Source organism: Pseudomonas sp. HN2-3, from assembly GCF_020691745.1.
Lineage (GTDB): Bacteria > Pseudomonadota > Gammaproteobacteria > Pseudomonadales > Pseudomonadaceae > Aquipseudomonas > Aquipseudomonas capeferrum.
Window position 1 is genome coordinate 106,028 of sequence record NZ_CP085704.1, and the last position, 11,751, is coordinate 117,778.

General features: G+C 61.5%; 12 protein-coding genes. 2 read left to right on the plus strand and 10 right to left on the minus strand.

The window, feature by feature from the left end:
- Positions 1-236: 236 nt before the first annotated feature.
- Positions 237-638 carry a GFA family protein gene (locus LJX93_RS00525; protein WP_033702555.1) on the plus strand — a complete coding sequence of 134 codons (402 nt, stop codon included), beginning with the start codon at positions 237-239 and terminating at the stop codon, positions 636-638.
- A gap of 7 nt (positions 639-645) precedes the next feature.
- Here the strand turns inward: LJX93_RS00525 and LJX93_RS00530 are convergent, their stop codons facing one another.
- From LJX93_RS00530 to LJX93_RS00575, 10 genes are all read right to left on the minus strand, one after another.
- Positions 646-2,601, minus strand: a complete 1,956-nt coding sequence (locus LJX93_RS00530) for a DUF4105 domain-containing protein (protein WP_227696639.1) — start codon at positions 2,599-2,601, stop codon at positions 646-648.
- Positions 2,598-2,918: a DUF2388 domain-containing protein gene (locus LJX93_RS00535; protein WP_027591949.1), complete on the minus strand. Its 321-nt coding sequence runs from the start codon at positions 2,916-2,918 to the stop codon at positions 2,598-2,600. The genes LJX93_RS00530 and LJX93_RS00535 overlap by 4 nt, the downstream gene beginning before the upstream one ends.
- Positions 2,919-2,954: 36 nt before the next feature.
- Positions 2,955-3,260: a DUF2388 domain-containing protein gene (locus tag LJX93_RS00540; protein ID WP_047583847.1), complete on the minus strand. Its 306-nt coding sequence runs from the start codon at positions 3,258-3,260 to the stop codon at positions 2,955-2,957.
- Between the two features lie 85 nt (positions 3,261-3,345).
- Positions 3,346-3,663 carry a DUF2388 domain-containing protein gene (locus LJX93_RS00545; RefSeq protein ID WP_033702558.1) on the minus strand — a complete coding sequence of 106 codons (318 nt, stop codon included), beginning with the start codon at positions 3,661-3,663 and terminating at the stop codon, positions 3,346-3,348.
- Between the two features lie 293 nt (positions 3,664-3,956).
- On the minus strand, positions 3,957-4,172 hold the full coding sequence (locus tag LJX93_RS00550) for a DUF1127 domain-containing protein (protein WP_012269957.1): 216 nt from the start codon (positions 4,170-4,172) through the stop codon (positions 3,957-3,959).
- A 319-nt stretch (positions 4,173-4,491) separates the two neighbouring features.
- Positions 4,492-5,985 (minus strand): acetyl-CoA hydrolase/transferase family protein, encoded by a 1,494-nt coding sequence (locus tag LJX93_RS00555; RefSeq protein ID WP_033702560.1) that lies wholly within the window; start codon positions 5,983-5,985, stop codon positions 4,492-4,494.
- Between the two features lie 188 nt (positions 5,986-6,173).
- Positions 6,174-7,610, minus strand: a complete 1,437-nt coding sequence (locus LJX93_RS00560; RefSeq protein ID WP_047583848.1) for an NAD(P)(+) transhydrogenase (Re/Si-specific) subunit beta — start codon at positions 7,608-7,610, stop codon at positions 6,174-6,176.
- Positions 7,611-7,612: 2 nt separating this feature from the next.
- The gene (locus LJX93_RS00565) at positions 7,613-7,927 is read right to left on the minus strand and encodes an NAD(P) transhydrogenase subunit alpha (protein WP_227696640.1); all 315 of its coding nucleotides are present in this window, start codon (positions 7,925-7,927) and stop codon (positions 7,613-7,615) included.
- An 11-nt stretch (positions 7,928-7,938) separates the two neighbouring features.
- A complete protein-coding gene (locus tag LJX93_RS00570; RefSeq protein ID WP_047583849.1) occupies positions 7,939-9,060 on the minus strand; it encodes a Re/Si-specific NAD(P)(+) transhydrogenase subunit alpha in 1,122 nt (373 codons plus the stop codon).
- Positions 9,061-9,496: 436 nt separating this feature from the next.
- Positions 9,497-10,396, minus strand: coding sequence for a LysR family transcriptional regulator (locus LJX93_RS00575; protein ID WP_033702564.1), 900 nt, complete (start codon positions 10,394-10,396; stop codon positions 9,497-9,499).
- 163 nt (positions 10,397-10,559) lie between these two features.
- Here LJX93_RS00575 and LJX93_RS00580 point away from each other — a divergent pair, with 163 nt between their 5' ends.
- Positions 10,560-11,741 (plus strand): acyl-CoA dehydrogenase, encoded by a 1,182-nt coding sequence (locus tag LJX93_RS00580; RefSeq protein ID WP_033702565.1) that lies wholly within the window; start codon positions 10,560-10,562, stop codon positions 11,739-11,741.
- Positions 11,742-11,751: the final 10 nt, after the last annotated feature.

Genomic DNA, 11,751 nt, shown 5'->3' on the forward strand with positions numbered 1-11,751 from the left:
ACAGTCGATTCGGGCGGATCAGCGCGTCGGGCGCTGCGCAGGGAGCTTGCGAAGGGGCACTACGAGAAGGCGGGCACAGGAATACATCAGAATCACCATTGTTGTTGTTGATTGGGCCGGGCGCGGAAAATTCCGGATGCCCTGGCTGACCGGTCTTGTGCCGGTAGTGGGCGCTATCCTATGAGGGCAAGCTTTCAGCCAGCTTTCGCTGAGACAAAGGCGACAGGAGGTAGGTGATGCAGGATGTGACCGAGGGTGGCTGCCATTGTGGCGCCTTGCGTTATCGGTTGGAGGGCGCGCTGACGGATGTTGCCCACTGCCATTGCACGATTTGTCGGCGGGTCAGTGGTGGTTTGGTGGTGACCTGGCTGACTCTGCCCCGCTCGGGTTTTCAATGGTTGGCGGGCGAGCCGAACTGCTACGTGGCACCGGCCAGTTGCAGCCGGTACTTCTGTGGGCATTGCGGGGCGCATGTGGCACTGGTCACTGCGCACAGCCCGCACAGCATCGATGTGACGGTGGCGACGCTGGACCACCCGGAACGGGTACGGGCCAACCGGCATATCTGGATTGGTAGCCGGTTGCCCTGGTTGCACCTGGATGAGGACTTGCCGGGCGAGGCTGAGGAAAGCTTGTAGGCCTCTCCTACAACTGCAGCCCACCTGCGGCCTTGTGCAATGCCCGCAAATGCTCGCCCACTTGCTTCACGTTGGCCTCGATCGCGGCAATTTCCTTGGCCCGCGACGGGTCCAGCAGCGCCCTCACCTCTTTGTCCAGGTCGGTGCTCAGCCGCAGCAACTGGGCCTGCCGCTCGCTGCTGACCTTCTCCAGGTGCTTGCGCTCATCAGGCTGCGGCAGGCCGTAGCCTTTGGCATCGAGCAGTTCTGCCGGGCGGCTGAGAAAACCGCTGTTGGCGAGCATCTGCTGCAGCGTCTGGTTGGCCTTGTCGATGCTGCCATCCTTCAGTGCAGCAGCGTTCAGGTAGCGCTGCTTGACTTCGTCCTGGGCCAGCAACAGCTGGCGCCGCAAGCTGGCCTGTTCCAGCAGCAGCAAGGCGGCGCTGGTGCGTAGGTCGGCCTGGGCGAACCAGCTGCGGCGCTGCTCGGCATCCAGGGCCAGCCAGTCCTCGACCTTGTCCTGCTTGATCGGCAGCTGCTTTTTCAGCACGTCGAACATGGCCTGGTAGCGGTCGCGGTAGGAGTCGAAGCGGTAACCCAGGCGCAGCGCTTCGCGTGGGTCATCGAGCACACGGGTATCGGCAATGCCCCGCCCTTTGAGCACTTCCAGCAAGCCGTTGGGCATGATGCTGTCCAGGTCGTTCAGGCGTGGGTTAGCCGTGCCGCTGCGTAGCAGTTTCAGCGACTCGACCGCGCAGTTGTTGGACAGGAAGTAGTAATTGCCGTCGTAGCTCCAGTGCATTTCTGCGGCCTGGCGCACCAGGTTCTCGACTTCCTGGCGGTCGAGCCTGAGCGGGATCGAGGCCAGGCTACGCAGCTCGGTCTTGGTGTATTCATCGATCACCTGGCCCAAGGGCAGCACGAACAGCCGCGACGGGTAAGCGCCGACCAGGCCGTCCCAACTGGACAGCTGCACATCGTTGACGAAGGCGCGGTACGACAGCACCAGGTGCTGGTCGAGGTCCAGGCGGCAATCCGGGCCGCGCGGCCGGCCAGGCTTGCAGATGACCAGGCGCAGCATGCTGTGGCCCCAGCGGCTGACCCAGTTCTGATTGGCCTCGGCCAGCAGGTAGTCGACCTCATAGACGCGCTCGGGGTCGATCTCGCCCAATGGTTGGCGGGCGAAGTCGCTGCCGGCATTGAGGAACGGCAGGCCTTTGGCACAGGCTTGCTGCTCGGGGGCCCAGCCGAAGTGGTCGCGCAGGTACTGGTTCAAGGCTGGGCGCCGGCAGGCATAGCTCGGGTCGAGGAGGAAGTACTCCATATTGACCGCGATGAATTCCTTGGGGCTGCTCAGCTCATAGCTGTCGGGGCTGCGCACGAACTGGCCGTTGTGCTGCTCGCGTTCGCCACGGCGGCCGACATACTGCTGCCAGCCGGCAAGGTCGAGCAGGCGCGGGTCATCGCTCAAGGTGAAGCGCCGCTCGGCCTGGCCGCGGCACACCTCTGGCAGGCCGACTTTGCCCACGGTGCCCTGCTGGCGCTTGCAGCGGGCGATCAGCGAGCGCTCGGTAACGGGCCATAGCCGTGCGCGGTCGTAAATGTGGGTCAGCTCATGCAGCACAGTGGCCAACAACTCCTCCCGCACGGTGCCATGCGGGCGGTCGGTACGTTCGTGGGCGGCGCTGCCATCAGCCAGCCCTGGCAACAGGCGGCTGTTGAGCTCCAGGGTGGAAACCAGCGATGCCTGGCCATACGCGTCGGCAGGCATGCGAGCGCTCCAGCTGACCAGCACACGCCGGTCCAGTTGCTGTTTGAAGCGCGGCGGCAGCTTGCCCAGCGCTTCGTCGAGCAGTGCCTGGCTGGCTTGAGTTTGTTGAGGGTCGAGGCCGGAAGCCTGCAGCACCAGCTGCAGGTCGGCCAGGGCGGGCGTACCGAGCAGCGTCAGGGCGCAGCCGAGCAGCCAGGCACGCACCTGGTTCACAGTGCCAGGATGGCTTCGGCCAGTACCTGGTCGCTGGCGCCACGCGCTTCAGGCAGGCGCTCGCGCAGGGTGTTGAAGGCAGCCTCGAGTTGGGCGCCACGGATGTCACCGTTGCTGGCGACGAAGCTGGCAGCATCGTCGTGCGCTTCACGCACGACTTTGGAGTCACGGATCGATGTAGTGGTGTCTGAGGTGAAATCGATCGAGCGGCCGAAGGCGCGCACGATGATATTGCTGGTGGCCACCAGAGTCTGTGCCTGGGCCAGGTCGGCCAGCAGCAGCATGCCGAGGGTAGCGGCGATCAGCGGTTTACGCATGGAGCATCTCCGAAAAATACAGGGAGTCAGGTGTAGTCATTGGACGAGAATTGCCTGCGCCAGTTCCAGGTCGCCGACAGCCTGCCGTGCACAGTGGTGGCGCAGTGAATCGAGAGCCGCTTCCAGGCGCGCACCGCGAATCATGCCATCGCTGGCGACGAATGCTGCTGCATCGTCACGGGCCTGGCTGACCAGCTTGCGGTCAAACGGCGCGGTGGTGACTTGGCTGGTGACATAGCCGGTGATGACCAGGCTTTGTGTGGTGGTGTCCATGGCATGGGCACTTGCCATGCTCAGGGGCACGCCAACGGCGGCGAACAAAAACGGCAAAAGATAACGCATGGGCTTCTAAAGGCTTGAAACGTGGGCGTGAAGGCGCGTGCGGCTGTGCGGGCGAACCCCACGAGCCGCACGGCTCAGTTGCAGGTCAGAGCGCCAGGATGGCCTGTGCCAACTGTGCGTCGCTGGCCTGCAGGGTTGGCATCTGCCCACGAATGTGCAGGAAGGCGCTTTCCAGCTTGGCGCCGCGAATAGCGCCTTGGCTGCCGACGAAGCTGGCGGCGTCGTCACGGGCGGCCTGGACGATCTTGTCGTCGCGGAACGACGAAGACACGTCGGAAGTGGCGTCGGTCGAGGCGGCTACAGCGCCCACGACTGCGTCGGTGGTGACGACGAAGCTGGTGGCGCTGGCGGTGCCTGCCAGGCTCAGCATCAGGGCGGCGCCAATCAGATGTTTACGGGACATGATCGTGGACTCCTGGGGATTCTGCTAATCGGACGCTCGCACTGCGCGCCTCGGTACTTTTCAACATCCGGTTCTACCAGACTGTTAAGCCAAGCGTATCACGCGCCGGTGTTTCTGGATGTTAATGAACGGCGCGCTCAAAAACTGTGCTGGTGTGTTTATGATTTTAAATAAACTGTACCTGTTGCGCTGCCAAGTGCTCTAGCACGAGGGTCAGACACAAAAAACCCGTTGCAGTCACCTGCAACGGGTTTTGGAATTTGCGGTGCCGGCCGCAGCCGGCAAGCCGGAGCTTAGCGCCAGAAAGGCTTGCTCAGCTCTTCGTAACGCTGCGACTCGCTGATACCGGCGTCGGCCAGCAGGCGGGAGTCCAGGCGAGCCAGTTGACGGCGGCTGGCCATGCGACGCTGCCACAGTAGCAGGGTGGACAGAGCGCGCAGAGGCATTGAAGCGTTGGATTGCTGGGCGTTGCTTTCAAAAACCAGACCGGAACTGAGTGTACGTTCCATGATGTTTCATCCTTCCGCTTATGGCGGGATTAGGTAGTGATTTAACTGATGCCAATGATCCTCCTCTCTTGTCCATAACAGTAGATACAGTTCTGTTGCATTACGATGGTTCAGTTAACTGTGTAATCCTACTGTTGCACTCGAAATAGGCGCAACTGTACTGGTCTGCACTTTTATGGTGCGTTAATGAGTAGAGAGAGGTTTGTGAAGGCGGGCTTGAAGCGTGATGACCAGTACAGTAGTACAGTTTATTAGGGCTGCTAGTGGGGCGACCTTGCGTCGCGAAAGGGCTGCTGTGCAGCAGCCCCCTCCCAACCGATCAACTGGCGAGCATGCGCCCAGTTTCTTCCAGGTTTTCGTGCCAGCTCAGCGCCTCGCGCAGAATGTGCGGGGTATGGCCACCACGTTGGCACGCACGCTCGAAGTAATCGTTAAGCGCTGCGCGGTAATCCGGGTGCACACAGTTGTCGATGATCGCCCGGGCGCGCTCGCGTGGCGCCAGGCCGCGCAAGTCTGCCAGGCCCTGCTCGGTGACCAGGATGTCGACATCGTGCTCGGTGTGGTCAACGTGGCTGACCATCGGCACCACGCTGGAAATCGCACCCCCCTTGGCAATCGACTTGGTGACGAACACCGCCAGGTGGGCGTTACGGGCGAAATCGCCAGAACCGCCGATGCCGTTCATCATCCGCGTGCCGCAGACGTGGGTGGAGTTGACGTTGCCGTAGATATCGAACTCCAGTGCGGTGTTGATACCGATGATGCCTAGGCGACGTACCACCTCGGGGTGGTTGGAGATCTCTTGCGGACGCAGCACCAGCTTGTCCTTGTAACGCTCCAGGTTGCCGAACACATCCGCATTGCGGCGGGACGACAAGGTAATCGAGCTGCCCGAGGCGAAGCTCAGCTTGCCAGCGTCGATCAGGTCGAAGGTCGAGTCCTGCAGTACTTCGGAGTACATGGTCAGGTCTTCGAACGGCGAATCGATCAAACCGCACATCACCGCGTTGGCGATGCTGCCGATACCGGCCTGCAGCGGGCCGAGCTTGTTGGTCATACGGCCGGCGTCGACTTCCTTCTTGAGGAAGTTGATCAGGTGGTCGGCGATGCCTTGGGTCTCGTGGTCAGGCGGCAATACGGTGGACGGCGAGTCCGGCTGGTCGCTGATGACGATACCGACAATCTTGGCCGGGTCGATCGGGATGGCCATGCTGCCGATGCGATCATCGACCTTGACCAACGGGATCGGTGTGCGGGTCGGGCGGTAGGTCGGGATATAGATGTCGTGCAGGCCTTCGAGGTTGGCGTTGTGCGACAGGTTGATCTCGACGATCACTTGCTTGGCGAAGATCGCGAAGCTGGCCGAGTTGCCCACCGAGGTGGTCGGCACGATGTGGCCTTGCTCGGTAATGGCCACTGCTTCGATAACCGCGATGTCCGGCAGCTTGAGCTGCTGGTTGCGCAGTTGTTCGACGGTTTCCGAAAGGTGCTGGTCGATGAACATCACCTGGCCATCGTTGATGGCCTTGCGCAAGGTGCTGTCGACCTGGAAGGGCATGCGGCGGGCCAGCACGCCGGCCTCGGTCAGCTGCTTGTCCAGGTCATTACCCAGGCTGGCGCCGGTCATCAGGCTGATTTTCAGTGGCGACTGCTTGGCACGTTCGGCCAGGGCATGGGGTACGGCTTTGGCTTCGCCGGCGCGGGTGAAACCGCTCATGCCGACGGTCATGCCGTCCTCGATCAGACCAGCGGCATCAGCCGCACTCATTACCTTGCTGTGCAGGGAGGACAAGCGGATACGATCACGGTACATGGATTGTTATCTCAGGCTACTGAAGCTACTGGAGCGCAGTCTAGAGATTTCGCCGGTTGCCGTCCCACGACCATGGTCGTATGAGAAGCCCGGAAGTAGAGCCGTTGATCTGGATCAGGCAAATGCAAAAAGCCCCGCAGATTTCTCGGCGGGGCTTCTTATATAGCGCACGGTTTACCGCGGTGGGGTTATTCCACTGCTTTGACCATATCCTCGATTACCTTCTTGGCATCACCGAATACCATCATGGTCTTGTCCAGGTAGAACAGTTCGTTGTCCAGGCCTGCATAGCCACTGGCCATGGAGCGCTTGTTGACGATGATGGTCTTGGCCTTGAACGCCTCAAGGATCGGCATGCCGGCAATCGGCGATTTGGGGTCGTTCTTCGCTGCCGGGTTGACCACGTCGTTGGCGCCCAGCACCAGTACCACATCGGCCTGGCCAAACTCGGCGTTGATGTCGTCCATCTCGAACACCTGGTCGTAAGGCACTTCGGCTTCGGCCAGCAGCACGTTCATGTGCCCTGGCATACGGCCTGCCACCGGGTGGATCGCGTACTTCACAGTCACGCCGTTGTGGGTCAGCTTCTCGGTCAGCTCCTTCAACGCGTGCTGGGCACGGGCAACCGCCAGGCCGTAGCCAGGCACGATGATCACCGTGTCGGCATTGCTGAGCAGGAAGGTGGCGTCGTCGGCCGAGCCGGATTTTACCGGGCGAGCTTCCTGGGCGCCCGCTGGGCCTGCAACATCCGTCGCGCCACCGAAGCCGCCGAGGATGACGTTGAAGAACGAACGGTTCATCGCCTTGCACATGATGTACGAGAGGATCGCACCGCTGGAGCCGACCAGTGAGCCTGCAATGATCAGCATCGAGTTGTTCAGCGAGAAGCCGATACCTGCAGCGGCCCAGCCCGAATAGCTGTTGAGCATCGACACCACCACCGGCATGTCCGCGCCACCGATCGGGATAATGATCAGTACGCCCATGATGAAGGCCAGGGCCAGCATCAGGGTGAAGGCACTGTAATGGCCGGTGAAGGTGAACAGCAGGCCAAGGGCGATGGTGGTCAGGCCAAGGATCAGGTTCAGCTTGTGCTGGCCGGTGAACTGTACCGGTGCGCCCTGGAACAGGCGGAACTTGTACTTGCCCGACAGCTTGCCGAAGGCGATGACCGAACCCGAGAAGGTGATGGCACCAATGGCTGCACCGAGGAACAGCTCCAGGCGGTTGCCGGTGGGGATCGGGTCGCTGATGGCGGCGACGATGCCCATCGACTGGGGCTCAAGCACGGCGGCAATGGCGATGAATACCGCAGCCAGGCCGATCATGCTGTGCATGAAGGCGACCAGCTCCGGCATCTTGGTCATCTCGACACGCTTGGCCATGACCGAGCCAGCGGTGCCGCCGACCAGCAGGCCGACGATCACATAGCCGATGCCGGCGGTGGCAAGCTCTGCGCCCAGCTTATAGATGAGGCCAACGGTGGTGACGATGGCCAAGCCCATGCCGATCATGCCGAACAGGTTGCCGCGGCGTGACGTGGTCGGGTGCGAAAGGCCCTTGAGCGCCTGGATGAAGCAGATCGAGGCGACCAGGTAGAGAAGCGTTACCAGATTCATGCTCATGCTTACTTCTTCGCCTCGTTCTTGGCTTTCTTCTTGAACATCTCAAGCATGCGACGGGTGACCAGGAAGCCACCGAATACGTTGACCGCGGCCAAGGCCACGGCGAGCGTGCCAATCACCTTGCCGGCCGGTGTCACGGTCAGCGCGGCGGCCAGCATGGCGCCGACGATGACGATGGCGGAGATGGCGTTGGTGACCGCCATCAGCGGCGTGTGCAGTGCCGGGGTAACGTTCCACACGACGTGGTAGCCCACATAGATGGCCAGCACGAAGATGATCAGGTTGTAGATGCCATGGGAAATCAGCATGTCTTCCATTGTCGTGCTCCTTAGCCGTTCTTGCGGACGACTTGCCCGTCGCGGCACATGAGGCAGGCCGCGACGATATCGTCTTCGAGGTTGATGACCAGCGCGTTGTCCTTGTCGAACAACAGCTTCATGAAGTCCAGCAGGTTGCGTGCGTACAGCGCCGACGCATCGGCCCCCACCTGGGCTGGCAGGTTGGTGGAGCCGACGATGGTCACGCCGTTTTCCAGCACCACCTGGTCGGCAACGGTCAGCGGGCAGTTGCCGCCTTGGGCTGCCGCCAGGTCGATGACCACCGAGCCCGGCTTCATTTGCGCGACGGTTTCAGCGCTGAGCAGGGTCGGCGCCTTGCGGCCCGGGATCAGTGCCGTGGTGATGACGATATCGGCCTGCTTGGCGCGCTCGTGTACGGCCTGGGCCTGGCGCTGCATCCAGCTGGCCGGCATCGGCCGCGCATAGCCACCCACGCCTTCGGCGCACTCACGCTCCTCGTCGGTTTCGTAAGGCACATCGATGAACTTGGCGCCCAGCGACTCGATCTGCTCCTTGACGGCGGGGCGCACATCCGAGGCCTCGATCACGGCGCCCATGCGCTTGGCCGTGGCAATGGCCTGCAGCCCTGCAACGCCGGCGCCCAGAATCAGCACGCGGGCAGCCTTAACGGTGCCGGCAGCGGTCATCAGCATGGGCATGAAGCGCGGGTAGTAGTGAGCGGCCAGCAGCACTGCCTTGTAACCGGCGATGTTGGCCTGCGACGACAGTACGTCGAGGCTTTGCGCACGTGAGGTACGTGGCGCTGCTTCCAGGGCGAAGGCAGTGATGCCGCGGTCGGCCATCTTGCCGATCAGTTCGCCGTTGAACGGGTTGAGCATCCCCACCAGCAGGCTGCCACTGCTGATCAGCGCGAGCTCCTGATCATTGGGCGCGACCACTTTGAGTACGAGTTGCGCGCCATAGGCGTCGGCGGCGCTTCCCAGGGAGGCGCCCACGGCCTCATAGGCACTGTCCGGAATGCTGGCGTTTAGCCCTGCCCCCCGTTGGACGGTGACCTGATGGCCTTGAGCAACCAGTTTTTTGATGGTTTCAGGGGTCGCGGCGACCCTTGTCTCACCCGTCTGCGTCTCGAGAGGAACACCAATGTGCACGACTTTATCTCCTGCGGTGACCTTTTGTCTTTGTGGAAGCCAGCGTACTTCGGGTGGTGCGCTGGTGCGGTCGTTGAGCGTCAACCCGCCGAGTCCTAGGCGGGCCAGGCATTTTGCAGATGAACCCGGGGGCCTACAACCGGTTATGGAGCGAAACGAAGTTAAAACTACAAGTCACCCTGTGACCGTATGTCGCAAGCCTACCGTCGCAGCCCGTCAAACATGGGCTATTGGGAGATTAGGAGAAAAAATCAAAAAAAATGGCCCTAATTCGCTTACGACTTGGTGAATGTCGCAATTTCGCCCTGAAAGCCGCGTAGTCAGCAGGGTTAAAGGGGATTTTCAGGCTTGCATAACAGTTTACGTATATGCGACAAATACATATATCTGTAGGTGTTTAAAATAATTGACTACGGGGTCAGGTTGCACCGTATTCCTACGTTGACGCCGTGTATTGCTTGGCTTGTGCCACCAGCCAGTCGCGGAAGGCGCGCAGCGAAGCGGACTCAACCTTGCGCTCGGGAATCATCAGATAGTAGGCCTTGTCGCTGCTCAGGGCATGCCTGTTAGCGACCACCAACCTACCCTCCTGCAACTCACGCTGGATCAGGAAGGGTGGGATCAGCGCGACGCCCATGTCGTGCATCGCCGCCTGTGCGAGCATGGAGAATAGTTCATAGCGTGGGCCTGTCATGTCGCGCTCCACGTTCATGCCCAGGCTGGCGAACCACTGTCGCCAGGCATACGGGCGTGTGGTCTGCTGCAGCAAGGGCAGTTGCGCAATGCGCCGGGCGTCGAGCATGCCCTGCCCGTCCAGCATGGCCGGGCTGCACACGGGTACAGGGTTCTCGCCCATCAGCCGGTGCGACTGGGTGCCTGACCAGTCGGCATCACCGAAATAGATGGCGGCATCAAAGGCGGTGTCGGCAAACAGGAACGGGCGGGTGCGGTTGGTCAGGTTGACGGTGACGTCCGGGTGGCCCTGCTGGAAGTCCTTGAGCCTGGGCAGCAGCCATTGGGTGCCAAAGGTCGGCACCACGGCCAGTTCGATCACGTTGGCGCCTTGCTGGCGCATCACTGACAGGGTGTCGCGCTCAACGGCATCCAGCTGCGCGGCGACCTGGCGACTATAAGACAGGCCCGCCTCGGTCAGCTTTACCCCACGCCGTGAGCGACGAAACAGTTCGACATTAAGGAAGGCCTCCAGGCCACCGATCTGCCGACAAACGGCGCCCTGGGTCAGCGCAAGCTCTTGCGCAGCCTTGGTAAAGCTCTCGTTACGCGCCGCCGCCTCGAAGCAGACCAGGGCGGCGGTACTGGGGATCTTGCGGCGCATGTACGTCAACCTCACTTGTAAGGCTGTCAATGTGGCGTTTTGCCGATTTACGGAGTGATAAATTATCACTAATCCGTGCGCAATCCTCGTTTGTCCCGGCAGCCGATCAGGCCTAGGCTCAAGGGCACAAGAATTTGCTCTCTCTATATCGAGGATTTCGCTCATGGCCGGTAAAGCAAGCTTCAACTGGATCGATCCGCTGTTGCTGGATCAGCAGCTCACTGAAGAAGAGCGCATGGTGCGTGACAGCGCTTATCAGTTTGCCCAGGACAAGCTGGCGCCGCGCGTGCTCGAGGCCTTCCGCCATGAGCGAACCGACCCAGCAATCTTCCGCGAGATGGGCGAAATCGGTTTGCTGGGTGCGACCATTCCCGAACAGTACGGCGGCAGCGGCCTGAATTATGTGTGCTACGGGTTGATTGCACGCGAGGTAGAGCGCATCGACTCGGGCTATCGCTCAATGATGAGCGTGCAGTCTTCCCTGGTCATGGTGCCGATCAACGAATTTGGCACCGAGGCGCAGAAGCAGAAGTACCTCCCCAAACTGGCCAGTGGTGAATGGATCGGCTGCTTTGGCCTGACCGAGCCTAACCATGGCTCCGACCCGGGTTCGATGATCACCCGTGCCCGGAAGGTCGACGGTGGCTACCGCCTGACCGGCAGCAAGATGTGGATTACCAACAGCCCGATCGCCGATGTGTTCGTGGTCTGGGGCAAGGATGACGCGGGCGACATCCGCGGCTTCGTGCTGGAAAAGGGCTGGGAAGGCCTCAGTGCCCCGGCGATCCATGGCAAGGTCGGCCTGCGCGCCTCGATCACCGGCGAAATCGTGATGGACAACGTATTCGTGCCTGAAGAGAACATCTTCCCGGACGTGCGTGGCCTCAAGGGCCCGTTCACCTGCTTGAACTCGGCGCGCTATGGCATTTCCTGGGGGGCATTGGGCGCCGCCGAGGCCTGCTGGCATACCGCGCGTCAATACACCCTGGACCGTCAGCAGTTCGGCCGCCCGCTTGCAGCTAACCAGTTGATCCAGAAAAAGCTCGCCGACATGCAGACCGAAATCACCTTGGCACTGCAGGGCTGCCTGCGCCTGGGGCGTATGAAGGATGAAGGCACGGCGGCTGTCGAGATCACTTCGATCATGAAGCGCAACTCGTGCGGTAAGGCCCTGGATATCGCCCGCATGGCGCGCGACATGCTCGGGGGTAATGGCATTTCCGACGAGTTCGGTGTGGCCCGCCACCTGGTCAACCTCGAGGTGGTCAACACCTATGAGGGTACCCATGACGTGCATGCGCTGATCCTGGGGCGTGCACAGACCGGCATCCAGGCCTTCTATTAACAAGGAGCCA